Here is a 25759-nt window from a genome sequence, read left to right as displayed (position 1 = left end):
TGAGCATGGACACAAAAGTGAAAACGGATACCAGCCAGCTGCGCATCAATGGCGACCGGCTCTGGGCATCGCTGATGGAGCTGGCCCAGATTGGTGCCACCCCCAAAGGGGGCGTCTGCCGCCTGGCCCTGACCGACCTGGACCGCCAGGGCCGCGACCTGGTGACACGCTGGGCCAAGGAGGCGGGCATGACGGTCACCATCGACAAGATCGGCAATGGCTTTATGCGCCGCCCGGGCCGCAACAACAGCCTGCCGCCGATCATGACTGGCAGCCATATCGATACGCAGCCGACGGGTGGCAAGTTTGATGGCAACTATGGGGTGCTCGCCGGCATCGAGGTGGTGCGCACGCTCAATGACCATGGCATCGAGACCGAGGCGCCCATCGAGGTGGCCTTCTGGACCAATGAGGAGGGCTCGCGCTTTGTGCCGGTGATGATGGGCTCGGGCGTATTTGCCAAAGCCTTCAGCCTGGAGCATGCCTATGCCGCCAAGGATACCGACGGCAAAAGCGTGCAGGACGAGCTGGCGCGCATCGGCTATATCGGCCCGCAGGAACCAGGTGACCACCCGATTGGCCACTACTTTGAAACCCATATCGAGCAAGGCCCGGTGCTGGAGGACCACGACAAGACCATTGGCGTGGTGACCGGCGTGCTCGGCATCCGCTGGTATGACTGTACCGTCACCGGCATGGAAGCGCATGCGGGCCCCACGCCGATGGCGCTGCGCAAGGATGCCTTGCAGGTTGCCACCCAGGTAATGCAGGAGGTGGTGGCCTGCGCGCACCGCCATCCGCCGCACGGGCGCGGCACGGTGGGCATGGTGCATGTGCACCCCAACAGCCGCAACGTGATTCCGGGCGAGGTGAAATTCAGCATCGACCTGCGCAATGCCACCGATGCCGATTGCGAATCGATGGACCAGGACATCCGCGCGGTGGCCGCGCGCATCAGTCAGGAGACCGGCCTGCCTATCAAGATCGACCTGGTGTCCAGCTACACCGCCCAGCCCTTCAACCCCGATTGCATCGATGCCGTGCGGCGCGGCGCGCAGATGCTGGGTTATTCCCACATGGATGCCGTCTCCGGCGCGGGCCATGATGCCGTCTATATGGCGCGCCTGGCGCCGGCGGGCATGATCTTCATCCCCTGCAAGGATGGCATCTCGCACAACGAGATCGAAGACGCCAAGCCCGAGCACATCACCGCAGGCTGCAATGTGCTGCTGCATGCGATGCTGGAGCGCGCCTGCCGCTGAGTCGGTGCGGATGGACTCGCTGAGCCAGAGACGATAAAAAACCCGGCCACCTTGACGGTGCCGGGTTTTTTGGTGTCTGGCACCAAGCCCGCAAGCTTGCTTGCAGGCTTGGTGCTGCGCTATGACAGCCGGGGCAATTACATGCCCATGCCGCCCATACCACCCATGCCGCCCATGTCGGGCATGGCAGGTGCTGCGTCAGCCTTGGGGGCTTCAGCAATCATGCACTCGGTGGTCAGCAGCAGCGAAGCCACGGACGCAGCGTTTTGCAGCGCGGTGCGGGTCACCTTGGTGGGGTCCAGGATACCCATTTCCAGCATGTCGCCGTAGGTGTCGTTGGCAGCGTTGAAGCCGAAGTTGCCATTGCCCTTGAGCACGGCATCCACCACCACCGATGGCTCGCCACCAGCGTTGGACACGATTTCGCGCAGAGGCGCTTCGATGGCCTTCATCACCAGCTTGATACCAGCGTCTTGCTCGGCATTGCCGGTAGCCAGGGCGCCCACGGATTGCTTGGCGCGCAGCAGAGCCACGCCACCACCGGCCACGATGCCTTCTTCCACAGCAGCGCGGGTAGCGTGCAGGGCGTCTTCCACGCGGGCCTTCTTTTCCTTCATTTCGACTTCGGTGGCAGCGCCCACCTTGATCACGGCAACACCGCCGGCCAGCTTGGCCACGCGCTCTTGCAGCTTTTCACGGTCGTAGTCGGAGGTGGCTTCTTCGATCTGAGCGCGGATTTGCTTGACGCGGGCTTCGATTTCAGCAGCTTGGCCAGCACCGTCGATGATGGTGGTGTTTTCCTTGCCGATTTCGACGCGTTGGGCTTGGCCCAGGTCTTCCAGGGTCACCTTTTCCAGCGACAGGCCCACTTCTTCAGCGATCACCTTGCCGCCGGTCAGGATGGCGATGTCTTCCAGCATGGCCTTGCGGCGGTCGCCGAAGCCAGGAGCCTTCACAGCCACGACCTTCAGGATGCCACGGATGGTGTTGACCACCAGGGTAGCCAGTGCTTCGCCTTCGACGTCTTCTGCAATGATCAGCAGAGGACGGCCGGCCTTGGCCACGGCTTCCAGCGTAGGCAGCAGGTCACGGATGTTGCTGATCTTCTTGTCGAACAGCAGCACGAAGGGGTTGTCCAGAATCGCGGCTTGCTTTTCTGGGTTGTTGATGAAGTAGGGCGACAGGTAGCCACGGTCGAACTGCATGCCTTCAACGACGTCGAGTTCGTTGTCCAGCGACTTGCCTTCTTCCACGGTGATCACGCCTTCCTTGCCGACCTTGTCCATCGCGTCAGCAATGATCTTGCCCACGGATTCATCGGAGTTGGCGGAGATCGAACCGACTTGGGCGATTTCCTTGGAGGTGGTGGTGGCCTTGGATTGCTTCTTCAGCTCTTCCACCAGGGCGGCGACAGCCTTGTCGATACCGCGCTTGAGGTCCATCGGGTTCAGGCCGGCGGCCACGTACTTGGAGCCTTCGCGCACGATGGCTTGGGCCAGCACGGTAGCGGTCGTGGTGCCGTCACCAGCGATGTCGTTGGTCTTGGAAGCCACTTCCTTCACGAGCTGGGCGCCCATGTTCTGCAGCTTGTCCTTGAGTTCCACTTCCTTGGCCACGGACACACCGTCCTTGGTCACGGTAGGGGCGCCGAACGAACGCTCGAGCACCACGTTGCGGCCCTTAGGGCCCAGGGTCACCTTGACGGCGTTAGCCAGAATGTTCACGCCTTCAACCATGCGTGCACGTGCTTCACCGCCGAATACTACGTCTTTTGCTGCCATTTTTGGCTCCTAAAATCTGAATCAATGGGACTGCTGGAGCGCGTCTTGCGCAAGGGTCAGCAGCTATGAAAACTGGGAGAGTTGGCCCGGTCAGGGCATCGAGCGCGCTGCAGCCATTCGCAGCAGCGCCACTGCATTACTTCTCTACGACAGCGAACAGGTCTTCTTCCTTCATGACCAGCAGTTCATTGCCGTCCACCTTGACCGATTGGCCGGAGTACTTGCCGAACAGCACGCGGTCGCCGACCTTCACGCCCAGGGTGATGGACTCGCCCTTGTCGTTCTTCTTGCCTGGGCCAACCGCCAGCACTTCGCCTTGGTCTGGCTTTTCAGCAGCGTTGTCGGGGATGTAGATGCCCGAAGCGGTCTTGGTTTCGTTTTCCAGACGCTTAACGATCACGCGATCGTGCAGAGGACGCAGGTTCATAACAACTCCTTCAATTTCAATACCAGGTTGGATGAAAGATGGCCCAGCAGATGCCGCGCCAAATACGCAAAAATGTTTGAGAAGCGGTGGTTTTAGCACTCTACCCCTTCGAGTGCTAATAATAAGGTCATTTGATGACAGTTCAAGACTGCGGGGGCTAAAAAATCGTGCGGGCTGTGCTGTCGAATCGCGATCCCTCAGCGCGGGATTCGCGCAAGCATTGATGGATGCTTTGGGTGTTGCTATCAAATTTGTAGGTTCGCATGCGAGTGCAGCATGCAGCGCAGGGGACAAGCGCTGCACCATGGGTTACGCTGCGGCGTTCCGGGGGGCGCAGTCCCGTGCTCAATCCGGCAGTTCAATCTTGAGCGTGGCCGACAGCATCTGCACCAGCAAAGCCTCGGCTTGGGCGAAGTCGCCAGCGTCCAAAGCAGCCTTGTCCTGCAGCAAGGCAAACTGGGTTTGCTGGTCGACATAGCCTTGGGTGATGGCCCAGATGCTGAACATCAGATGCTGGAAATTGACGGGCGCGATCAGGCCTTGTTCGGCCCAGTGCGCAAACGCCGCCACATTGGCCGCCAGCAACGGTGCGATGCGCTCGCGCACCGCAGAGGCCGCAAAAGGGGCGCCAGCAATCATCTCCTTGGTGAACAGCTGGCTGCCATAGGGGCGGGTGCGGGCGAACTCGAACTTCTCGCGGATGTACTGGCGGATCTGCTGCGCCGGGTCTCCGTCCTTGGACAGGCCCGTCATATGGCCCAGCCAGTCATCGATCACCGAGGCCAGCACGGCCTGGTACAGCGCCTCTTTGCTGGGGTAGTAGTACAGCAGGTTGTGGCGGCTGAAGCCGGCGTCCTGCGCGATCTGCTCCAGTGGTGCACCTTCAAAACCCAGCAACGCGAAATGCCGCTCTGCCGAGCTCAGGATCATGTCAATCTTGCGCAGGCGGGCAGCACTGGGTTTGCGTGCCATCGCGGCAGTGGCTGCATGCGCGTTGGCTGGCGGTGTGGGAAGGGCATCGTTCATGAGCCCGTATTGTCTGGCATTTGGGAGGCCTTGTAGCCAGACATGAATAGCGGCGCACGACAGACAAGAAAAAAGGCAACGCACTGCGTTGCCTTGGTGACCAAGCGGTGCCTTGCAGCACCCGGGCATGTTGCCCGGCTTGGTAGTCTTATTGTGGGCGGCTGTTGGTAGGGAAAGGCCATGCAGCATTGGTGCTGAGCACGGTCTTGACAGGCTCTGCAGCGGCAGGCGCAGCAGATGGTGCCTTGGCAGGAGCGGTTGCCTTCTTGGCGGGTGCAGCCTTCTTGGCAGGAGCTGCAGCCTTTGCTGGAGCAGGGGCCTTGGCAGGAGCAGGGGCCTTGGCAGGAGCAGCTGCCTTCTTGGCGGGCGCTGGAGCCTTGGCAGGAGCGGCAGCCTTCTTAGCTGGAGCAGCAGCCTTCTTGGCAGGAGCGGCAGCCTTCTTAGCTGGAGCAGCGGCCTTCTTGGCAGGAGCTGCAGCCTTCTTAGCTGGAGCGGCCTTCTTGGCAGGAGCTGCAGCCTTCTTAGCTGGAGCGGCCTTCTTGGCAGGAGCTGCAGCCTTCTTAGCTGGAGCGGCCTTCTTGGCAGGAGCTGCAGCCTTCTTAGCTGGAGCAGCCTTCTTGGCAGGAGCTGCAGCCTTCTTAGCTGGAGCAGCCTTCTTGGCAGGAGCTGCGGCCTTCTTAGCTGGAGCAGCCTTCTTGGCAGGAGCTGCGGCCTTCTTAGCTGGAGCAGCCTTCTTGGCGGGAGCTGCAGCCTTCTTAGCTGGAGCAGCCTTCTTCGCAGGAGCCGCAGCCTTCTTGGCTGGAGCGGTGGCCTTCTTCGCAGGAGCAGCAGCCTTCTTGGCTGGTGCTGCGGCCTTCTTCACGGCTGCGGTGGATTTGGCTGCGGGCTTGGCGACTGCCTTCTTGGCGGCTGGCTTAGCAGCTGCCTTTTTGGCGACGGCCTTGGCAGCAGGCTTTGCCGCTGCCTTGGTGGCTGCTGGCTTGGCAGCGGCCTTGGGCTTTGCAGCTGCCTTGGGGGCGGCTGCCTTGGTTGCAACTGCCTTCTTGGCAGTTGCCTTGGTGTCAGCAGTTTTCTTGCTTGCTTTGGACGTTGCCATGCTCTTCTCCTTCGGGTCAATTTAGAAAGCAGACTTCATGCCTGATTGAATTCGACACGAAGTTTTGATAGCAAACTGAATTGTGCATCAGCTGCTAGCAACTGGCATAGTGCAAACCTCAATAAAGACGCCAAATTTCACAGTTTTCTCTCAGGAAAACCACATTCTGACGGGGTTTGCACATCAGGGACGGCGTCAATCCCAGGAAAGCGCGCCACCGGACTGGTATTCGATGACGCGCGTCTCGAAGAAATTTCTCTCCTTTTTCAGGTCGATCATCTCGCTCATCCACGGGAAAGGATTGTCCTCGTTGGGGAACAATGCATCGAGTCCGATCTGCGTTGCGCGGCGGTTGGCGATGTAGCGCAGGTAGCCTTTGAACATCGATGCGTTCATGCCCAGAACTCCTCTGGGCATCGTGTCTTCTGCATATTGGTATTCAAGTTCGACTGCTTGAATAAACAAGGCCTTGATCTCGTCCTTGAATGCTGTGGTCCACAGGTCCGGGTTCTCGAGCTTGAGCTGGTTGATCAGGTCGATGCCGAAGTTGCAGTGCATGGACTCGTCGCGCAGGATGTACTGGTACTGCTCGGCCGCGCCAGTCATCTTGTTCTGGCGGCCCAGCGCCAGGATCTGCGTGAAGCCCACATAGAAGAACAGACCCTCCATCAGGCAGGCAAAAACAATCAGGCTCTTGAGCAGGGTCTGGTCAGTGTGGGGCGTGCCGGTCTGGAAGTTGGGGTCCATGATCGCCTCGATAAAGGGGATCAGGAAAGCATCCTTGTTGCGGATCGACGGGACCTCGTTGTAGGCGTTGAAGATCTCGGCCTCATCGAGGCCCAGCGACTCCACGATGTACTGGTAGGCATGGGTGTGGATGGCTTCTTCAAAGGCCTGGCGCAGCAGGAACTGGCGGCACTCCGGTGCGGTGATGTGGCGGTAGGTGCCCAGCACGATGTTGTTGGCGGCCAGCGAATCGGCGGTGACGAAGAAGCCCAGGTTGCGCTTGACGATGCGGCGCTCATCCTCGGTCAGGCCATTGGGCGATTTCCACAGTGCGATGTCACGCGTCATGTTTACCTCTTGAGGCATCCAGTGGTTGGCGCAGGTAGCCAGGTATTTCTCCCAGGCCCATTTGTATTTGAAGGGCACCAGCTGGTTGACATCGGTCTTGGCGTTGATGATGCGTTTGTCGGCGGCATTGACGCGCTTGAAAGTAGCTGCAGGTTGTGATGCCAAAGGCGCGGCAGCCGCGGGGGCCGGTGTGACTGGCGTGGCCAGCGCGTCCATGGATTCTTCTTCAAAGCTCAGCATGGATGAATGCTCCTGGTGGTGGCCGCTGCTGCGGCCAGGTTCAGACGGTCAGCGGGGTCTACTGGCAGGCTTCGCAGCCGGGGTCATCGATGGCGCAAAAACGGATGTCGGTGCCGGGCGCGCCGGCCTGCGATGCAGCAGCGGCGGCGTTGGCTACGGCCTGGGCAACGGGTGAGGCATGGCTGCTGGGCACGGCATTGAGCACGCGGCTTTGGACGGTGGATTTTTCGGCCTGCGTCGCGCTGGTGGTGCGCAGGTAGTAGGTGGTCTTGAGGCCGCGCACCCAGGCAAGCTTGTAGGCGTCGTCGAGCTTCTTGCCCGAGGCCCCTGCCATATAGATATTGAGGCTCTGCGCCTGGTCTATCCATTTCTGGCGCCGCGAGGCCGCTTCCACCAGCCAGACGGGATCGACTTCGAAGGCCGTGGCATACAGGGCCTTGAGCGCATGGGGCACGCGGTCGATGGGGCGCAGCGAGCCATCAAAGTGCTTGAGGTCCATCACCATTACATCGTCCCACAGGCCCAGCTTCTTGAGGTCGCGCACCAGGTACTGGTTGATCACGGTGAACTCACCCGAGAGGTTGGACTTGACCGACAGGTTGCCAAACGAGGGCTCGATGGAGGCATCGACACCGACGATGTTGGAGATGGTGGCCGTCGGCGCAATGGCCACGCAATTGGAGTTGCGCATGCCGTCCTGTGCGATCTTGCGGCGCAAGGCTTCCCAGTCCAGCTGCATGCTGCGGTCCACCTGGACATAGTCGGCCTGGCCGCGCGATTGGGCGAGCAGGTCCAGCGTGTCCAGCGGCAGAATGCCTTGGCTCCACAGCGAGCCAGGGTAGCTGCTGTAGACGCCGCGCTCGCGCGCCAGCTCGGTCGAGGCCCAGTAGGCGTAATAGCAGACGGCCTCCATCGAGGTGTCGGCAAACTGCACCGCCGCATCGCTGGCGTAGGGGATGTGCAATTGGTAGAGGCTGTCCTGGAAGGCCATGATGCCCAGGCCTACCGGGCGGTGGCGCAGGTTGGAGTCGCGTGCCTTGTCGACCGCGTAGTAGTTGATGTCGATGACGTTGTCGAGCATGCGCATGGCCGTGGCGATGCTGCGCTTGAGCTTGTCATGGTCGAGGGTGAGGCCGCCTTGGCCGTCGTCCTTCAGGTGGCGAGCGAGGTTGACCGAGCCCAGGTTGCAGACAGCGGTTTCCGTGTCGCTGGTGTTGAGCGTGATCTCGGTGCAGAGGTTGGACGAGTGCACGACGCCGGCATGCTGCTGGGGCGAGCGCAGGTTGCAGGCATCCTTAAAGGTGATCCAGGGATGGCCGGTCTCGAACAGCATGGACAGCATCTTGCGCCACAGATCGACCGCAGGCAGCGTCTTGCTCAGCGCCAGTTCGCCGGTCGCGGCCTTGGCCTCGTAGGCGGTATAGGCGCGCTCAAAGTCCTGGCCAAAGCGGTCATGCAGATCGGGAACATCGGATGGGGAGAACAAGGTCCACGTCCCTTTTTCCATGACCCGTTGCATGAACAGGTCGGGGATCCAGTTGGCGGTGTTCATGTCATGGGTGCGGCGGCGGTCATCGCCGGTGTTCTTGCGCAGCTCCAGAAACTCCTCGATGTCCAGGTGCCAGGTCTCCAGGTAGGCGCAGACGGCGCCCTTGCGCTTGCCACCCTGGTTGACGGCGACGGCGGTGTCGTTGACCACTTTGAGAAAAGGCACCACGCCTTGCGATTCGCCATTGGTGCCCTTGATGCGGGCGCCCATCGCTCGCACAGGGGTCCAGTCATTGCCCAGGCCACCGGCAAACTTGGACAGCAGCGCGTTCTCGCGGATCGCATCGTAGATGCCGCCCAGGTCATCGGCCACCGTGGTCAGGTAGCAGGACGACAGCTGCGAGCGCAAAGTGCCGCTGTTGAACAGGGTGGGGGTGGACGACATGAAGTCGAAGGAAGAGAGCAGGTCATAGAAGGCGATGGCCCTGGCATTGCGGTCGTCCTCTTTCAGCGCCAGGCCCATGGCCACGCGCATGAAGAAGGCCTGGGGCAGCTCGATGCGCTGCTTGCGCACATGCAGGAAGTAGCGGTCATACAGGGTCTGCAGACCCAGGTAGTCAAACTGCAGATCACGCTCGGGCTGGAGGGCTGCGGCCAGGCGTGGCAGGTCGAAGTCCAGCATCTCAGGGGTGAGCAGTTCATGTTCCACCCCCTGCGCGACAAAGCCGGGGAAGTAGCTGCGGTAGGCGGTGCCCATGTCGGCACTGCTGACGTCCTGACCGATCACTTCGCGCGTGATGGTATGCAGCAGCAGGCGCGCGGTGACCAGGCTGTAGTCCGGGTCCTTTTCGATCAGGGTGCGGGCGGCCAGGATGGAGGCCTTGAACACCTCGTCCATGTTGACGCCGTCATAGAGGTTGCGCAGGGTCTCGCTCAGGATGGGCGCGGGGTCGACGTCCTGGCCCAGGCCCTGGCAGGCGGCGGCAATGCGGTCATGGAGTTTCTTGACATCGAGCAGCACCTGCTGGCCCCGGTCCTGCACATGCAAGCTGGCATGGGCCGGTGTGTGCTGGGCCTGGAGCTGCGTGCGCTCCTGGTTGCGGCGCTCGCGGTACAGCACATAGGCGCGTGCCACCTCATGGTTGCCACCACGCATCAGGCCCAGCTCGACCTGGTCCTGCACGTCTTCGATATGGAAGGTACCGCCGCCTGGGCGGGAACGCATCAGCGCACGCACCACCGTGTGGGTCAGGTTCTCGACCACTTCGCGCACGCTGGCCGATGCCGAGCCCTGGCTGCCATGCACGGCCAGAAAGGCTTTCATGATGGCGGTGGTGATCTTGGGGGGCTCGAAAGGGACGACTGCTCCGTTGCGCCGCATGATCTGGTAGTCCGGCAGTACGGTGAATCCATCCAGGGTGCGCGAGCTGGCGGCCGGTGTGGCCCGTAGCTCGGAAAGCGAAGCAGCGCTCATGATGTCCTCTCTGTCGTGTGTGAAAAGCCGGAGAAACAGCGCTGGGCATGCCGGTATCACTGAGCCGCCGGATACCACCTGACACTACATATAGTGTTTTTTGAAGCGCTGGACACTACCTGTAGTGTATGGCGCATTGCGCGCTTTGTGTGTAGCGCTGTGGACCATGCTGCGCAGCAAAACGGCGGCAACTGCGCATGGCGTCGTGGTTTGCGCAGGCAAACCACCGCTGTGTGTGTGTTTCTGCGCCATCCCCGTTGCGAGCCTGCGTAAAACATAGGCATTGCATCTGAAAAAATTTTTTTCAGATGTGGAGATTTGCTGTGTTTTTTGTGGCGCGTATGCCTTGCATTGCGCCCGGATGCATGACAAATGCAGGCTGCTTAGAGAGTTTGGTAATAGCCCGATTCAGAGATGGAGTGAGGCGGGGAACATGGCTGCCGGCCAGCCCAGGTCCTGCTGCAGCCGGGGCCAGAGAAAGCCCGGGCCCGGGTCGTTTTTGCGGCCCGGCGCAATGTGCTCATGGCCGGCAATATAGGCAATCGCATACTGCGCGCGGATCTGCTGGCACAGCTGCACCAGGCTGTCGTACTGGGCGGGCTCGAAGGTTTGGCCCTCCAGGCCTTCGAGCTCGATGCCGATGGAGTCATCATTGCAGAGGGGCCGGCCGCGCCAGAACGATTGGCCAGCATGCCAGGCGCGCAGGTCGGCACTGACAAACTGCCACACTTCCCCTTGGCGGGTGATGAAGAAATGGGAGGACACCTGCAGGCCCCGGATGCTTTGGAAATAGGGGTGGGCATCCCAGTCGAGCTGGTTGGTAAAGAGGCGTTGCACATCGCCCGTGCCGTAGATGCCGGGCGGCAGGCTGATGGAGTGGACGACCACCAGGTCGGTGCATGCGCCCTCGGGCCGGGGCCCGAAATTGGGCGAGGGGCAGTGCCTGGCGCTGCGCAGCCAGCCGTCCTGCCAGAGCGCTTGCGTTGGCGCTGGCGGGTCGATGTCGGCAGGGTTGCCCGGTGTGGTTGCCATCGTCTCAGGCCCTAGGGCTGCACCCCATCGCTGGGGTCGTGGATCTGCAGCCGCTCCATGCGGTAGCGGATCTGGCGCAGGCTGATGCCCAGGCGGTTGGCAGCGGCGGTGCGGTTAAAGCCAAACTCCTGCAGAGCGCGCACAAGGATGTCGCGCTCGATCGCATCGAGCCAGGACTGCAGATCGGAGGGAAGATCCTGCGGCGGAGGAAAGCGCTGCAGGCTGCTGGGCGCCGCAGCTTCGGCCTTCGGCTCCGGCGGTGCAGCGCCTGGTTCATAGGTGGGCATGCGTTCGGCCACCCTGGCTGGCACCGGCACGGGGGATGCGGCGTCGGCCGGCTCCACCTGCAGGAAAGCCCCGTCGCTCAGCGCCACCGAGCGCAGCAAGAGGTTTTCCAGCTCTCGTACATTGCCCGGCAGCGCATGGCCTGCCAAGGTCTGCAGCGCTTCGGCGCTGAGCTGGGGCACGGGCTGGCCGCTCTCATTGGCAATGCGCTCCAGCAGCACCTGGCACAGTGCGGGCAGGTCCTCGCGGCGCTCGCGCAGCGGTGGGATAAAGATGTCGATGACGTTCAAGCGGTAGTACAAGTCCTGGCGGAAGCGACCCGCTTGCACATCGGCGGCCAGGTCGCGGTGGGTGGCGCTGACAATGCGTACATCTACCGCCTCTTCCTGTTGGGCGCCTAGAGGCCGCACCTTGCGCTCCTGGATCGCACGCAGGAGCTTGGCCTGCATCGACAGCGGCAGCTCGCCGATTTCATCAAGGAAGAGGGTGCCGCCATGGGCGGCCTGGAAATAGCCTTCGCGGTCCTGGTTGGCGCCCGTGTAGGCGCCTTTGCGCGCGCCAAAGAACTCAGCTTCCAGCAGGTTCTCGGGGATGGCGCCGCAGTTGACCGCCACCATCGGGCCGTTGGCGCGCTGGCTGCTGCGGTGCAAGGACTGGGCCACCAGCTCCTTGCCGGTGCCCGATTCTCCGCGTACCAGAATGGGCGCCATGCTGCCGGCTACCTTGGCAATGCGCTCGCGCACCTGCTGCATCACCAGCGATGGGCCAATCAGCTCGCGCTGGCCAGGTGCGCCAGACGGCGGCGCCCCTGCTGCCGGTAGGGGCTGAAACGTGGTCTGTGCCTGCCCTTGCACAGGGGTATCCTGCAGGCCCTGGCTGGCGGAGGCCACCACCTGGCGAAACTGCTTGAGGTCCACCGGCTTGGTCAGGTAGTCAAAGGCGCCTTCGCGCAACGCGGCGACGGCATTGTCCGCCGAGCCATAGGCGGTCATGACGATGGCGCGCTCGCTGCGGCCCTGGCTGCGCAGGTCCTGCAGCAGTTCCATACCCAGGCCATCGGGCAGGCGCATGTCGGTGATCAGAATCTCGAAGCGGCGCTGCTGAAGCTGGGCACGGGCTTCCAGCACCGAGCCCGCCGTGTAGACGCGGTAGCCTTCGCGCAGCAAGGTCAGCTCATAAAGGGTTCTGAGGTCGGGCTCATCGTCCACGACCAGAACAGTGGTGTTTTCAAAACTCATGCCTGGTGGATCAAATCAGTCTGCTGGGGATGCGCGGGGCTGGCGGCCCTGCGAAACTGCACAATGAAGGCATTGCCCTGGGTCGGCACGGGCAGCTCCGTGCTCTGCCTTTCGTAGCGGATCATAGCGCCATGGCGGGTGCAGAGCTCGCGGCAGATGTACAGGCCCAGCCCGCTCGATCGGCTCTCGGACGAGAAGAAGGGCTCGAACAAATGCTTTTCAATGGTGGGCTCGATGGGCGCGCCATCGCTCCAGACCAACAAGGTGGTGGTGCCCGTCAGGCTGCTGTGCGTGCTCACGCGCAAGGAGTCCGCGCAGTCGCGGCGGTAGCGCTGGCCGTTGTTGAGCAGGTTGTAGAGCAGTTGGCGCAGGTGGCCGGTGTCAAAGGCCACCAGGCTGTCATCGGCTTTGAGCGACAGCGCTACCGTGTGGGCGGCAGGCGCCATCGCCATCCAGTCATGGCAGATCTGCAGCACCGTGTCATTGAGCGCAATGGAGTCGCCATCGCCCGGCTGGATCTGGTTGTGCACACGGGCAATGTCCAGAATGTCTTCGGCAATGCGGCCCAGCCGCTGGGCATTTTGCTCGACCATATAGGTCAGCCGCTTTTGGCCGGGGTCGGTCAGCTCCTCGTCGAGCAGCGCGTTGGCCTGGGTGATCGCGGTCAGCGGGTTGCGGATTTCATGGGCAACGGCAGCGGACATGCGACCCATGGCCGCCATTTTCTCGGTGCGCAGCCGTGCCTCTATCTCACGCAGGTCATGCAGAAACACCAGGCACAGCGGGTCGTTGTCATGGCTGCCGATGGTGCCGAAGGTCGGCAGCGGATGGGTCAGCCAGGTGCGCACATGCAGGCCAATGGGTGCCATCTGCGGTGCGGTCAGGGCCAGGTCTTGCGAGATGGGCTTTTGCTCGGCAAAGGTCCGCGTGACCTGCTCGACAACGCCGCGCCAGGCAGGTAACTGCGCCAATTCGAGGGGCAGGTGGGGATGGCCCAGCAAGTCCATCGCTGCCGGGTTGGCAATGCGTACCTGCAAGGCCTGATCTGCCACCATCACGCCGTCGGGCAGGTTCTGCAGGATCAGCGCATTGATCTGCTCTTGCTGGTTGGCAGCAGCAGCATTGCGCAGGCCATGCAGGGTTTCGCGCTCCACGCGCGACGCGAGCAGACGCACCAGAATGCCCACCAAAAAATAGGCAGCGCCTGCAAGCCCTGCCTGCACGGTACTTTGGGTCGCATCGGGATCCAGAAGCGAAAAGCGAAAGCTCAGCGACTCGACAATCAGAAAAATCGTGATGTAGGCGCAGCTGCCCAGGGTCACCAGCCAGCCGCCCAAGGTGCCGGCAAACAGCACCGCCAGGCCAAACATGGGGGTCAGGGTGTAGCTGCCGGTCTTGGTGACTTCCAGCAATGAGATCAGCAGCAGGTCCATGCCCACCGTCGGCAGCCAAGCATAGACACGGCGTTGCGGCGGTGGCTTGTGGCTGAGTGCGGCATAGAGCATGGCCGAGATGCCGTAGGCCCCCAGGAGCGCCAGTTGCGACAGCAGCTGGCCCGACTGCGCTGGCGTGATGGCCATCACGCCAAGTGCCAGCAGCAAAGCCACAAACACGCGGGCTACGAGGTAGCCGCGCCACAGGCGCTTGAAGGGGGTTTCCATCAACTCCAGCGCTGCCATGGTCGCGATGCCCAAGGCTCAGCTCTTGCCAGGCGGCACCGCCTGGGCAAGATGGGCTTGCGAGCAGTAATGCGCGCCCTGGTAGCGGATGGCATCGGACTGCGGCAGGTGCACACCGCAGTGCGCGCAGTGCACCATGGGTTCGGGCTTGGCCAGGCTTTTCTTGGGCGGTGGTGGCGGCGTGCGCTTGACCCGTTGGCTGCGCCACATGTGCCAGCCTACGGCCAGCACCAGCAATACCAGCAAATACTTCATGGTGGCTCAGTGTTTCAAGATGACTTCAAGGACAAAACGCGAGCCCACATAGGCCAGCAGCAGCAAGGTGGCACCCACATAGAGCATGTTGACGGCGCGCTGCCCGCGCCAGCCAAAGCGCTTGCGGCCTACCAGCAGGATGGCAAAGGTCAGCCAGGCCATCAGCGAGAACACCGACTTGTGGTTCCAGACCCAGGCCTTGCCGTACAGCGCCTCACCAAACCACCATCCCGCCAGCAAGGTGGCGGACAGCAGGATGAAGCCGGCGGTGACAAAGCGGAAGGTCAGGCGCTCGAGCGCCAGCAGCGGCAGACCGCCGTCATGGCTGCCATCCTGGCGCATCTGGCGCTCGGCCCGGGTCATCAGCGCGGCATGCACCACGGCGGCGGCAAACAGGCCATACGAAGCAATGCCCAGCGCCAGGTGCAGCGGCAGCCAGGGCGAGGCATTCACATGCAAGGGGCTGCCAGGGAAGACACCGGCCAGCAGCACGGCAATGCAGCCCATGGCCGACAGCGGCCAGCGCGAGCGCAGTTGCGGATAGAGTTGCTGCTCGACCACGTAGACCGTGAGCACCAGCCAGGCGGTGACCGAAAGCGCCGGCGCAAAGCCGAAGTGCGGCATATCGCCAATCAGGCTCCAGGCGATGGCTGCCAGGTGCAGGGCCCAGGCCGCGCGCAAGCCCAGCCGAGCGCTGGGCTCTTGCAGGCGTCGGGCCGCAAGTGCGGGTATGGCGTAGGCAATGGCTGCAGCAATGGCCAGCGCCCAGCCGATGGGGCTGGTGCTGGCTGCGGCAATGGCGGGAGAGAGCATGCCCGCTATCATAGCTGCGGCGCAGGGCCTGTGTAGCCTGCGCCAGTGCTAGCGCCTGCCAATCGGCTGGCTATTGCCAGCGATAGACCACAGAAGCCATCCGCTGCAAGGCCAACTCACAGGCCGATGCTGGTCGCGCAGACGCGGTTGCGGCCTCGGGTCTTGGCTTCATACAGCAGTTCGTCGGCGCGGCGCAGGCAGTCCTCCATGCCGTCGGTCTGGCCGCAATGGATGGTCAGTACCCCGCAGCTCACCGTCAGCTCGGGGGCGGTGGTGGAGGCGGCATGGGCAATCGCCATGCTTTGCACCTCCAGACGAAAACGCTCCACCACCTCCACCGCGTCGGCGTGGCCGGGCAGGATCAGCGCAAACTCCTCCCCGCCAAAGCGGGCAGCCAGGTCATAGGGGCGGCGGGCATGGCGTGCCAAGGTGCCTGCCACCTGCTTGAGCGCCTCGTCGCCTTGCACATGGCCGTAGTGGTCGTTGTAAAGCTTGAAGTGGTCGATATCAATCAGCGCCAGTCCCAAGGGGTCATTTCTGCGCAGACACATGCGGTGGCAGCGCTGCAGCATGTCATCAAAATGCCGGCGGTTGGCCAGGCTGGTCAGTCCATCGACCTGGGCCAGGCGCTGCAAGGCCTGGCGTTGCAAGGCCAGGTCGATCTGGTTGCGCACCCGCACGCTGACGACCGCCGGGCGGATGGGCTTGGAGACATAGTCGGCCGCGCCCAGGCGCAGGCCGTATTCCTCGGCAGCCGCATCGCTTTGGCCGGTGATGAAGATGATGGCGATGCCGGCGGTGGCTTCCTGTTTTTTCAACTGGGTCAGCACTTCGTAGCCATTCATGCCGGGCATGCTGACATCGAGCAGCACCAGCAGCAGGCGGTGCGATTCGCGCGCCGCGATGGTCAGGGCGCTGGGGCCGTCCTTGGCCAGCAGTACGCGGTACTGCTGGCCCAGCAGTTCGGCGAGCATGGAGCGGTTGACGCGCTCGTCATCCACAATCAGGATGGTGGGTTGGTCGTTATCGGGCTCAGCTTGCATGGTGCGATGGTAAGAGGTCTCTAGGGGCGGGCCGCATAGCCGTCAAGGGAGAATGTTTTCAAGCCGATCGATCGCGGCCAGCGCGGCATCGGCGTCCAGGTCTTCCACATGCTGCAGGATTTGCTGCAGCAGTGGCGTCCAGCGCGCGGCGGGGCTGGCCGAGAGCATGTGCTCGAGTTCGCTGACCGCGGCATAGTCACCATCGGCCACCAGGCGTTTGAGGTGTTTGAGCTCCTCGCGCAGGTTGTTGGTGTGGGCTGGGTGTGCCGCAGGCGCTGCTTCCTCGCTTGCATCAGGCTGGGCTGCTGCTGGATTCTGGCGTGAGGCCAGGCCTTGCAGCAAGGTCTGCAGTTGGGCGGCAAACTCGGTGGTCTCGGCATGCAATTGTTGCTGGGGCTGAGCGGCCGGTGGTGGGGCCTGGGTCCAATCCCGGGCCTGGTTCTCGATGGTTTCAGCGGCCTGCACCAGCGCAGCGGCATCCAGGTAGCCCAGCGCGCCCTTGAGCGAATGGGCCAGCATGGACAGCGGTTGCCAGTCCCCCTGCTGCACATGCAGCACCAGGGTCTGGGGCGCATCGGCAAAGTCGCGGTAAAAGCCCGCCAGCACCCGCTCGACCCGCTCGGCATTGCCGTGAAAGCGCTGCAGCATCTTGCTATGGTTGATGCCGGGCGTGGCTGCCACGCGGGCCTCGTCGCGCAGAAACTCGGACTCGGGCGCATCCAGGGATTCGGCTTGACCGCTTGGGCCGGCGATCCATTCGCTCAAGGTCTCGTACAGCTTGCGCTCGTCAATAGGCTTGGTCAAATGGGCATTCATGCCCGCTTCTTCGATGGCGGCGCGGTCTTCCACCCGGGCCTGTGCGGTGAGCGCAATCACCGGCAGCTGCTGTAGATGCGGCAGCTGGCGTAGTGCACGGGTGGCGTCCAGTCCGTCCATCTGCGGCATGTGCACGTCCATCAGCACGGCGTCGTAGTGGTTTTGGTCCAGCATGCTGAGTGCTTCGGCACCATTGGTGGCCAGACTCACCTGCACGCCGACAAGGCTGAGAAAGTCGGCCGCCACCTCGCGGTTGAGCGCGTTGTCATCCACCACCAGCACATTCTTGCCCTGCAGATGGGGGTAGAGCTGCGTCGGGTTGCTGTGCAAGAGTTGCGGATGGCCGGACGCATCGGACAATGCGCGCCGCGATACGCTGCCACCTTGCGATTGCAGCGCCTCCAAAATCGCATTGAACAGCACCGACTGCGTCACCGGCTTGATCAGCAGGCCTTGCAGGCGCAGCGCCTCGGCCTTGCGCATGACTTCGTCGCGGCCATAGGCGGTCACCATCAGCACCGCCGGCGTGGCTGACAGGTGCTCTTCCTCGCGGATGCGGCGCGCCACCTCCAGGCCGTCCATGCCAGGCATGCGCCAGTCCATCAGCACCAGCCCATAGGGCGTGCCGACGCGAGAGGCGAGCTGCAGATCGGACAAGGCCTGCTCGCCCGAATCCACGGTATCGGCGCGCATGCCAAAGCCGCGCACCATCTCGGCCAGGATGTCGCGCGCACTGGCGTTGTCGTCAACGATCAGCACCCGGTCCACCGGCGTGCCGTGGTAGTGGGCCGGCTTGGGCGCCTGCTGCAGCTGGGCGGGGTGCAACTGCACGCTGAAGGAGAAGGTGCTGCCCAGCCCGGGTTGGCTTTCGACCTTGAGCTCACCCCCCATCTGGCCCACCAGGCGCTGGCAAATGGCCAGGCCCAGGCCCGAGCCGCCATAGCGCCGTGTGGTCTGGCTGTCGGCCTGCGAGAAGGGGCGGAACAGCTGGCTCATCTGTGCCGCGTTCATGCCGATGCCGGTGTCCTTGACGGTGATCTCCAGCACGATCTTGCCGGGGGCCACTGGCCGATTGCCGGCTGTCTCTGCAGTGCGGATGCTGATGACCACCTCGCCCAGGTGGGTGAACTTGATCGCATTGCTGACCAGGTTGTTGAGCACCTGGCTCAGGCGCAGCGGATCGCCGCTCAGCTGCCGGGGCACATCGGGCGCGACCGAGTAGACCACCTCGATGCCCTTTTCCTCGGCACGCAAGGTGGTGACGGCCGAGACGGTCTCCAGCACATCGTCCAGCGCAAACTCCACATTCTCCAAGGTGAGCATGCCCGCTTCGATCTTGGAAAAATCCAGAATGTCATTGATCACCGACAGCAGCGCATTGGCTGAGAGCTCCACCTTCTCCAGATAGTTGCGCTGCTTGGGCAACAGCGGGGTTTGCTGGATCAGGCGCGTCATGCCGATGACGGTGTTCATCGGGGTGCGGATCTCATGGCTCATCGTGGCCAGGAACTCGGACTTGGCGCGCTCGGCCGCTTCTGCCATTTCCTTGGCTTTTTGCAGCGCCAGCTCGGCCTCGCGCTCGCGGGTGATGTCGAGCATGATGCCGTCCCAGGCCGTGCCCGCCTCCTGGCGGCTGGGCGCCGAGCGGCAGCGCAGCCAGCGCAGGCCGCCGTCGGGCCGGATGATGCGGAAGCTGCAGTCAAACAGGCTCATGCGCTCCAGCGCCTCGCGCTGCTGCTGCCGGTACATGGCCAGATCAGCCGGGTGGATGGTTTTGATATAGGCCGCGTTGTCCGCCATGATCGCCTGGGCGCTGACGCCAATGAGCTTTTCGATACCGGCACTGATATAGCTCATGCGCAAGGGGACGGTGTCGCCTTCGACGCGGTAGATTGCGCCGCTGGGCAGGTTGTCGGCCAGCGCTTCGAGCCGCTGGCGCGCCTGTTCGCGTTCCGACAGATCCTGCAAGGTGCCGCTGAGGCTGACGATGCGGCCGCTGCTGTCATAGTCGGCCTGGCCCAGGATGCTGGCCGGGAACTGGCCGCCATCGGGCGTGTAATGGGTCACATCAAGCCGGTAGGGCTGGCCGGTCTGGGCGCATTGGGCGATGGCGGCAGTCACCTTGGCATAGTCCTGCGGCGGCATCATGTGAGCGATATTGTCCTGGGTCAGCTTGGGTCCCTGCGGGTCCAGGCCATTCATCTCGTACATCATCTCCGAGGCTTCGATCTCACCGCTGGCCAGGTCCAAGGTCCAACTACCGATACGCGACAGGCGCTCGGCGCGGCGCAACGAATCGTAGCTTTGGCGCAGCTGGCTTTCCGATTCGCGCATCTGCGTCATGTCGCGCGAGATACCCAGCAGCCCAATGACCTCGCCATGCTCGTCGCGGTACTGGCTTTTGATGGACTGAAAACTGAGCCGGCGCCCGTCGATCAGCGCATGCGACTCCGACACCACCGGCGTGGTGCTGCGAAACACGGCAGCATCATCCTCGGCAAAATTGTTGCGGCCGCCCAAAATCTCGGCATCGGTCTTGCCGATCAGCCCCCCGGGCGGCATCTGCGTGATGGCCTCAGCGGCCGGGTTGGCGAACACATAGCGGCCCTGGCGGTCCTTGACAAAGACGATGTCCGAGGTGCCACGCATCACCGCATCGAGCAAGTGGGTGGAATGGCGCCACTGCTGGGTGCTTTTTTCTACCTGTTGCTCCAGCGCCGCATTGAGCAGCTGGATCTCCTGGTCGCGGCGCACGCGCTCGGTGATGTCATGGGCGATGGTGAAAAACTGCTTTTCTCCGCCCACCAACTGGCAGGTGATGTGCACCTCCACCGGAAAGCAGGAGCCGTCCTTGCGCTGGTGCGTATTAGTCGCCACGGCATGGTCTCCAGGCGCCATCTTCTGCCACATGGCATGGAGCTCATCCTGGGACAGGTCCAGCGCAAAATCTGCCACATTCATGGCCATCAGTTCTGCCCGGGAGTAACCCATCTCCTGGTAGGCCTGGGCATTGACATCCAGGATCCGGCCTTGCATATCGGTCACAAAAAAGGCGTCCGAGAAATGGTCTAGCAAGTGGCGATACGGCGTATCTGGCATCGTTGATCCTGGTCAAAGAAAACGCCACCTCCGGGTGACGGGCTGGGACATTGCGGGTGGCCATGCTGCATCCGCACAGACATGCAGAGGCCGGTGGCGTATTGTCGTGGTTCCAGGCAGGTAGGTGCGCAGCCTCAAAGGCTAAATTCGTTTGGCATGGGGCGGGCAAACATTTGCCTATGGGGAGGCGTGGGCCATAGTTTCTTGCGGTGGCAGCGGGCCGGCAGCCCCGGCCCGCCCCGGTTTTGGGGTGAGCGGGTAGAATCAAGGGTTTGCAGGGCTGTGGCTCAGATGTAGCTCACGGTTCCTTGCGCGCCAGCCCTTTGCGCCCGGGTACCGGGTCTCGGCCTCCATTCGGCGCCCTCTTTGCCACGTTCGCCACGATTACTCAAGACTCCACCCTATGGCTTCCGCACTGACCGATAAACTCTCGCGCCTCGTCAAGGAAATGCGTGGCCAGGCCCGCATCACCGAATCCAACGTGCAGGACATGCTGCGCGAAGTGCGCATGGCGCTGCTGGAGGCGGATGTGGCCTTGCCCGTGGTGCGCGATTTCATTGCCCGCGTCAAGGAAAAGGCGCTGGGCCAGGAAGTGCTGGGCAGCCTCAAGCCAGGCCAGACCCTGGTGTCCATCGTCAACAAGGAACTGGCCGCCACGATGGGCGAAGGCGTGGCCGACATCAACCTGCAGGCCCAGCCGCCGGCGGTGATCCTGATGGCCGGTCTGCAAGGCGCCGGCAAGACGACCACCACAGCCAAGCTGGCCAAGCACCTGATCGAGCGCCGCAAGAAGAAAGTGCTGACCGTCTCCGGTGACGTGTACCGCCCCGCTGCTATCGAGCAGCTCAAGACGGTGACCCAGCAGGCGGGTGCCGAGTGGTTCCCCAGCACCCCCGACCAAAAGCCCCTAGACATTGCCAACGCAGCGCTGGATTACGCCAAGAAGCACTACTTTGATGTGCTGCTGGTCGATACCGCCGGACGCCTGGCGATCGACGAGGTGCTGATGACCGAAATCCAGCAGTTGCACGGCGCCCTGAAGCCGGTCGAGACCTTGTTCGTCGTCGATGCCATGCAGGGCCAGGACGCGATCAATACCGCCAAGGCCTTCAAGGAGGCCTTGCCACTCACCGGCATTGTGCTGACCAAGCTCGACGGTGACTCGCGCGGCGGCGCAGCGCTGTCGGTGCGCCAGATCACCGGTGCACCGATCAAGTTTGCCGGTGTGTCCGAAAAGCTCGACGGCCTGGAAGTGTTCGACGCCGAGCGCCATGCGCAGCGCGTGCTGGGCATGGGTGACATCGTCGCGCTGGTCGAGCAGGTCTCCAAGGGCGTGGACCTGCAGGCGGCCCAGAAGATGGCCGAGAAGATCAAGTCCGGCGACGGCTTTGACCTCAACGACTTCCTCGGCCAGCTCCAGCAGATGAAGCAGATGGGCGGCCTGTCCACCCTGATGGACAAGCTGCCCTCCGAGCTGGCAGGCAAGGCCGGTCAGGTCGACATGGACAAAGCCGAGCGCGAAGTGCGCCGCAAGGAAGGCATCATCTGCTCGATGACCCCCTATGAACGCGCCAAGCCCGAGTTCATCAAGGCCACGCGCAAGAAGCGCATTGCGGCCGGCGCTGGCGTGCAGGTGCAAGAGGTCAACCGCCTGCTCAACGAGTTTGGCCAGATGCAGCAGATGATGAAGAAGATGAAGGGTGGCGGCCTGATGAAGATGATGAAGAAGATGGGCGGCATGAAGGGCATGATGGGCGGAGGCATGCCCAAGCTGCCGTTCTAAGCACCTCAGTACGCCTGGCTTGCAAGGCCTGCTTCAACAAAAACGCCTGCATCCAGCAGGCGTTTGTGCATCCAGACACTGCAGTGTTATGACACCACTACCTTGGCCTCGCCCGCCTGCATATGGCCGACCACGCAGGCATCGCCAAAGCCCTGGGTTTTGAAGATGTCCAGCACCTGGCCAACAGCATCGGGCGTGCAGGAAACCAGCAGGCCGCCGGAGGTTTGCGGATCGGTCAGCAGGCTGCGCATGGCATCGGGAACCTGCGCATCCAGCGCCACATGGCTGCCGTAGGACGCCCAATTGCGGCCCGATGCGCCGGTCACCACGCCTTGCTGGGCCAAGTCCAGCACGCCGGGCAGCAGCGGCAGCGTCTGGCTGTCGATCACTGCAGTCAGCTGCGCGCCCCGTGCCAGCTCCAGCGTATGGCCCAGCAGGCCAAAGCCGGTAACGTCCGTCAGCGCATGCACATCGGCCAGCTGCGCCAGCGCTGCACCGGGCCGGTTGAGCTGGGTGGTAGTGCGCACCATGCTGGCGTAGGCACTGTCGCTGAGCAGGCCTTTTTTCAAAGCGGCTGACTGGATGCCGACGCCGATGGCCTTGCCCAGGATCAGCACATCGCCCGCCTGGGCATCGCGGTTGCGCTTGAGCTGCGCGGGGTTGACGATGCCGATGCCCACTAGGCCATAGATGGGCTCGACCGAGTCGATGGAATGTCCGCCGGCCAGCGGAATGCCCGCGTCGCGGCAGACTGATTCGCCGCCTTCCAGAATCTTGGCGATGACCTCATGGGGCAGCACATTGATCGGCATGCCGACAATGGCCAGCGCCATCAGCGGCGTGCCGCCCATCGCGTAGATATCCGACAGCGCATTGGTCGCGGCAATGCGGCCAAAGTCATAGGGGTCATCGACGATGGGCATGAAGAAGTCGGTGGTCGCGACAATCGCCTGCGTGTCGTTGATCTGGTAGACCGCCGCGTCGTCTGCCGTCTCGGTCCCCACCAGCAAAGGTGCATAGAACTGTTTGGGTACCGCGCTGCGGCTCATCAGATCGGCCAGCACCCCGGGGGCGATCTTGCAGCCGCAGCCACCGCCATGCGACAGCGAGGTCAGGCGCGGCGAAGCGGGCAGGGGGGCGGTGGGGGCATTCATACAGACATCCTCATGGGTTCAAGGTGGCAAGCAAGGCGGTAACGCCAATGGCGACCCACCATTATCGGCATTTGGCTGGCGGGTGTGTGCTGTCTAGTTTTGTGGAGGAGGAAGTGCCTATCGACCACGCTGCGAAAGGCGAGACGGTGGGCCAAACGGTGCCGAAGCCGATCGCCTGGAAATCACCCAAGAGGTGCACATTCAGCATCTGCAATTGCCAAGCTCCACGTCGCTATTAATAACCACACTGGAGCATTAGGTCCTCTCTTTCGCCGTCTCATGTGCAATCTTGACTATTCCATAGAAGAAGCTGCTAATCAGTGTTGCATAATTGATTGAAATAACAAATATTGTTTTGTGTACCTTGTCGTGCAAGTCGTTAGATTCAATGCGCCATCGAGTATGCTTTTGGACTTTTTGCAAAATTAAGTTGAAGCTTGAATGCGAGAAAATAATTTCGATTTACTGCGGCTGACGGCAGCGCTGGGCGTTTTTATTGCCCATGGTTCACTCTTCTATGATTTACAGATTTCATCGTTTTTCAACGGTGTCTACAGCATTGGATCGCTCTCTGTATATGTCTTCTTCTTCGTCAGTGGCTATCTGAATTTCCAGAGCTGGAGCCGAGGCCCACAATGGGCTTCGTTCGCGACCAAGCGTGCGCTAAGGATCTTTCCCGGGCTGCTGGTGGCGGCCTTCGTATCGGTGTTTGTCATCGGTGGGTTGATGACAACGCTGGACCTGACGGACTTTCTCGCGGCTGAGCAAACCTGGGTGTTATTCCTCAACTATGCCAGCGCTCTCGCCACGCAGAATGACCTGCCTGGCGTGTTTGCAAACAACCCGATCCCCCATGCGGTCAACGGTTCGTTGTGGACCATCAAGTACGAGATCATGATGTATGCGCTGCTCGTCGTGTTTGGCATGGCGTTTGGGCTGTCCCGCCGGCTTTTGGTTGCAGCAGTGCTCGTCTCGGCTGCAGCCTTTCTACTGGTCAAGGATCCCAGCCTGGATGAAGGAGCGGTGACTTGGCGAGATTTCTGGCAATTCGCGGCCATCTTCTTCGCCGGTGCGGCCTTCAACTACATCCCTGTGAACCAGCGGCATTGGGTGATCCCGCCCATGCTGGTTGGCTTTGTCATTGCCTGTACTGGCACCAACTTGGCCGTCGTACAGGGCGGGGTCTTCCTTTGCTTGCCTTGCGTTGTTTTTCTGCTCGCCTACTGGAGGCCCTTGACCCGTATCCGCCTGCGCCATGATCTGTCCTACGGCATCTACATCTATGCCTTTCCGGTCCAGCAGGCGATCGCTGAGATCAGTCTTCGACATGGGCTCTCAAAGCCTGTGTACATGGTTGTAGCGTTGAGCCTGGTGTTGATACTGGCGCTGGCTTCATGGATCGTTATAGAACGACCGGCCATCGCATGGTCTCGGTCATTGGTTACATCTTTTCGTAGATATCTAGTAACTCGTCCTTTTTGACCTGCTTGGGACACTTAGAATGCGCATGGTCTGGTGAGCCATTCACAATCTAGGAAATGATTAAGCATATACAAATAGTTCGATTTTTAGCCGCGATGTGGGTAGCCGTTTTTCACGGATCTGTGCTCGGGGTTTTTGCGGACTTTCCCCACTGGCTGAATTTTATAGTCAGTATGGGTTATGCAGGTGTAGATATATTTTTCGTCATCAGTGGCGTGATCATGGCGCATTCTACAAAAGACACAGCGCATGGTCCTCGTATCGCCGGGACATTTGTTCTCACCCGCTTTTCAAGAATTTACATGGGATGGTGGCCTGCATTGCTGCTGTATGTCATATTTTTCAAAGCGACGCGGCAACTTGATCCACATATAAACTTTCAAGGCTCTTTTTATCTGTATTTCACCGAGCTTTCGGGCTTGATCAATATCGTGATTTGGTCGCTGATGTTCGAGTTGTATTTTTACGTTTTGATCGCAATAGGCCTTCTTTTCTCTCGTGATCAGCGCCAAAATTTCTTGAAACTTGTATTCGGAGTGCTTGTAGTAGTAAATGTTTACTTTTTAATAGGCCGCGCTGGTACAGGCGATGCATTACAGAGCGATTGGATCAAACTTTTTTATGTGGCTCCGATAGTCGCGGAATTTTTCATGGGGTATTTCTTATACTATTATCTTCGTGCCCACTCTTCATCTTCATGGAAAATGTGGGGCCTATTCGCGATAGCAACCATCGCACTGGTGATTCATCTGGTGCCCCACTTTGAGGATCATCCATACGGTCTGGCAAATTTTCATTATTGGCCGGAACGCACTTTGCTGATCGGCGGAGCTGCTTTGGCTATCATGGGCTTGGCATTGACGTTACCCTCTCCGCGAAGCAAAATTGCACTCTTGATGGTAAAGCTTGGCAATTATTCTTACTCTCTCTATTTGCTGCACATACTGGCATTCAATATGGTGTTGGTGCTTCTGCCCTGGGATAATTTGGATGGCCAGCTCCATCGCGTTATGACCGTTCTGGTTCTGTTGGCTTTGCTATTCGGATCGGCTCTCTATTATCACGCCATAGAGCGTCCTCTTTATATGCTCTGTCGCGAGAATATCAATCGCTGGCTCAAACCTCTGCCCTGGGATGCATCTCCTCTCAGTGCGCTCAAAAAAGATAAACAGCTGCGATAAGCCACGCGCTGATTTTTGGACAAGAAGGCAT

The 25759-nt window shown here is 61.5% G+C and carries 18 protein-coding genes; 4 read left to right on the top strand and 14 right to left on the bottom strand.

The window, feature by feature from the left end:
- Positions 1-5: 5 nt before the first annotated feature.
- Positions 6-1262: a Zn-dependent hydrolase gene (locus tag LPW39_RS19765; protein WP_230779037.1), complete on the top strand. Its 1257-nt coding sequence runs from the start codon at positions 6-8 to the stop codon at positions 1260-1262.
- A gap of 137 nt (positions 1263-1399) precedes the next feature.
- On the opposite strand, the gene groL is transcribed toward LPW39_RS19765, so the two are convergent.
- From groL to LPW39_RS19700, 13 genes are all read right to left on the bottom strand, one after another.
- Entirely contained in the window at positions 1400-3043 is a 1644-nt protein-coding gene (groL, locus tag LPW39_RS19760) for a chaperonin GroEL (RefSeq protein ID WP_230779034.1), read from the bottom strand.
- A 136-nt stretch (positions 3044-3179) separates the two neighbouring features.
- A complete protein-coding gene (locus LPW39_RS19755) occupies positions 3180-3470 on the bottom strand; it encodes a co-chaperone GroES (RefSeq protein ID WP_021025779.1) in 291 nt (96 codons plus the stop codon).
- 345 nt (positions 3471-3815) lie between these two features.
- Positions 3816-4496, bottom strand: coding sequence for a TetR family transcriptional regulator C-terminal domain-containing protein (locus LPW39_RS19750; RefSeq protein WP_230779032.1), 681 nt, complete (start codon positions 4494-4496; stop codon positions 3816-3818).
- Between the two features lie 148 nt (positions 4497-4644).
- Positions 4645-5592, bottom strand: coding sequence for a hypothetical protein (locus LPW39_RS19745; RefSeq protein ID WP_269075897.1), 948 nt, complete (start codon positions 5590-5592; stop codon positions 4645-4647).
- 195 nt (positions 5593-5787) lie between these two features.
- Positions 5788-6906 (bottom strand): ribonucleotide-diphosphate reductase subunit beta, encoded by a 1119-nt coding sequence (locus tag LPW39_RS19740; protein ID WP_230779029.1) that lies wholly within the window; start codon positions 6904-6906, stop codon positions 5788-5790.
- A 58-nt stretch (positions 6907-6964) separates the two neighbouring features.
- Complete coding sequence (locus tag LPW39_RS19735; RefSeq protein ID WP_230779025.1) at positions 6965-9868, bottom strand: ribonucleoside-diphosphate reductase subunit alpha; 2904 nt, start codon at positions 9866-9868, stop codon at positions 6965-6967.
- A 408-nt stretch (positions 9869-10276) separates the two neighbouring features.
- Positions 10277-10900, bottom strand: coding sequence for a 1,6-anhydro-N-acetylmuramyl-L-alanine amidase AmpD (ampD, locus tag LPW39_RS19730; protein ID WP_230779022.1), 624 nt, complete (start codon positions 10898-10900; stop codon positions 10277-10279).
- An 11-nt stretch (positions 10901-10911) separates the two neighbouring features.
- Positions 10912-12423 carry a sigma-54-dependent transcriptional regulator gene (locus LPW39_RS19725; RefSeq protein ID WP_230779020.1) on the bottom strand — a complete coding sequence of 504 codons (1512 nt, stop codon included), beginning with the start codon at positions 12421-12423 and terminating at the stop codon, positions 10912-10914.
- Positions 12420-14117: an ATP-binding protein gene (locus LPW39_RS19720; protein ID WP_230779017.1), complete on the bottom strand. Its 1698-nt coding sequence runs from the start codon at positions 14115-14117 to the stop codon at positions 12420-12422. The genes LPW39_RS19725 and LPW39_RS19720 overlap by 4 nt, the downstream gene beginning before the upstream one ends.
- A gap of 3 nt (positions 14118-14120) precedes the next feature.
- Positions 14121-14357, bottom strand: a complete 237-nt coding sequence (locus LPW39_RS19715; protein WP_230779014.1) for a PP0621 family protein — start codon at positions 14355-14357, stop codon at positions 14121-14123.
- 6 nt (positions 14358-14363) lie between these two features.
- A complete protein-coding gene (locus LPW39_RS19710; RefSeq protein WP_230779011.1) occupies positions 14364-15170 on the bottom strand; it encodes a cytochrome C assembly family protein in 807 nt (268 codons plus the stop codon).
- A 116-nt stretch (positions 15171-15286) separates the two neighbouring features.
- Positions 15287-16213 carry a diguanylate cyclase gene (locus tag LPW39_RS19705; protein ID WP_230779007.1) on the bottom strand — a complete coding sequence of 309 codons (927 nt, stop codon included), beginning with the start codon at positions 16211-16213 and terminating at the stop codon, positions 15287-15289.
- Between the two features lie 42 nt (positions 16214-16255).
- Positions 16256-20128 (bottom strand): response regulator, encoded by a 3873-nt coding sequence (locus LPW39_RS19700; RefSeq protein ID WP_230779004.1) that lies wholly within the window; start codon positions 20126-20128, stop codon positions 16256-16258.
- Between the two features lie 403 nt (positions 20129-20531).
- Here LPW39_RS19700 and ffh point away from each other — a divergent pair, with 403 nt between their 5' ends.
- Positions 20532-21911 (top strand): signal recognition particle protein, encoded by a 1380-nt coding sequence (gene ffh, locus LPW39_RS19695; RefSeq protein ID WP_230779001.1) that lies wholly within the window; start codon positions 20532-20534, stop codon positions 21909-21911.
- Positions 21912-21997: 86 nt separating this feature from the next.
- Here ffh and selD read toward each other — a convergent pair whose 3' ends face one another.
- Positions 21998-23065 carry a selenide, water dikinase SelD gene (gene selD / locus LPW39_RS19690; RefSeq protein WP_230778999.1) on the bottom strand — a complete coding sequence of 356 codons (1068 nt, stop codon included), beginning with the start codon at positions 23063-23065 and terminating at the stop codon, positions 21998-22000.
- Between the two features lie 441 nt (positions 23066-23506).
- On the opposite strand from selD, the gene LPW39_RS19685 reads away from it, so the two are divergent.
- Entirely contained in the window at positions 23507-24547 is a 1041-nt protein-coding gene (locus tag LPW39_RS19685; protein ID WP_230778997.1) for an acyltransferase family protein, read from the top strand.
- A gap of 56 nt (positions 24548-24603) precedes the next feature.
- On the top strand, positions 24604-25728 hold the full coding sequence (locus LPW39_RS19680; protein WP_230778995.1) for an acyltransferase family protein: 1125 nt from the start codon (positions 24604-24606) through the stop codon (positions 25726-25728).
- Positions 25729-25759 lie beyond the last annotated feature (31 nt).

The organism is Comamonas koreensis (assembly GCF_021026195.1).
In the GTDB taxonomy this organism is placed as follows: domain Bacteria; phylum Pseudomonadota; class Gammaproteobacteria; order Burkholderiales; family Burkholderiaceae_C; genus Comamonas; species Comamonas koreensis.
Note: the sequence above shows the minus strand (reverse complement) of the source record. Positions and strands in the feature narration are given on the sequence as shown.

What these genes read in the sequence shown, in the direction of transcription:
- LPW39_RS19765 (WP_230779037.1), top strand. Translation starts at nt 6, where the DNA reads ATGGACACAAAAGTGAAAACGGATACCAGCCAGCTGCGCATCAATGGC.
- groL (WP_230779034.1), bottom strand. Translation starts at nt 3,043, where the DNA reads ATGGCAGCAAAAGACGTAGTATTCGGCGGTGAAGCACGTGCACGCATG.
- LPW39_RS19755 (WP_021025779.1), bottom strand. Translation starts at nt 3,470, where the DNA reads ATGAACCTGCGTCCTCTGCACGATCGCGTGATCGTTAAGCGTCTGGAA.
- LPW39_RS19750 (WP_230779032.1), bottom strand. Translation starts at nt 4,496, where the DNA reads ATGAACGATGCCCTTCCCACACCGCCAGCCAACGCGCATGCAGCCACT.
- LPW39_RS19745 (WP_269075897.1), bottom strand. Translation starts at nt 5,592, where the DNA reads ATGGCAACGTCCAAAGCAAGCAAGAAAACTGCTGACACCAAGGCAACT.
- LPW39_RS19740 (WP_230779029.1), bottom strand. Translation starts at nt 6,906, where the DNA reads ATGCTGAGCTTTGAAGAAGAATCCATGGACGCGCTGGCCACGCCAGTC.
- LPW39_RS19735 (WP_230779025.1), bottom strand. Translation starts at nt 9,868, where the DNA reads ATGAGCGCTGCTTCGCTTTCCGAGCTACGGGCCACACCGGCCGCCAGC.
- ampD (WP_230779022.1), bottom strand. Translation starts at nt 10,900, where the DNA reads ATGGCAACCACACCGGGCAACCCTGCCGACATCGACCCGCCAGCGCCA.
- LPW39_RS19725 (WP_230779020.1), bottom strand. Translation starts at nt 12,423, where the DNA reads ATGAGTTTTGAAAACACCACTGTTCTGGTCGTGGACGATGAGCCCGAC.
- LPW39_RS19715 (WP_230779014.1), bottom strand. Translation starts at nt 14,357, where the DNA reads ATGAAGTATTTGCTGGTATTGCTGGTGCTGGCCGTAGGCTGGCACATG.
- LPW39_RS19710 (WP_230779011.1), bottom strand. Translation starts at nt 15,170, where the DNA reads ATGCTCTCTCCCGCCATTGCCGCAGCCAGCACCAGCCCCATCGGCTGG.
- LPW39_RS19705 (WP_230779007.1), bottom strand. Translation starts at nt 16,213, where the DNA reads ATGCAAGCTGAGCCCGATAACGACCAACCCACCATCCTGATTGTGGAT.
- LPW39_RS19700 (WP_230779004.1), bottom strand. Translation starts at nt 20,128, where the DNA reads ATGCCAGATACGCCGTATCGCCACTTGCTAGACCATTTCTCGGACGCC.
- ffh (WP_230779001.1), top strand. Translation starts at nt 20,532, where the DNA reads ATGGCTTCCGCACTGACCGATAAACTCTCGCGCCTCGTCAAGGAAATG.
- selD (WP_230778999.1), bottom strand. Translation starts at nt 23,065, where the DNA reads ATGAATGCCCCCACCGCCCCCCTGCCCGCTTCGCCGCGCCTGACCTCG.
- LPW39_RS19685 (WP_230778997.1), top strand. Translation starts at nt 23,507, where the DNA reads ATGCGAGAAAATAATTTCGATTTACTGCGGCTGACGGCAGCGCTGGGC.
- LPW39_RS19680 (WP_230778995.1), top strand. Translation starts at nt 24,604, where the DNA reads ATGATTAAGCATATACAAATAGTTCGATTTTTAGCCGCGATGTGGGTA.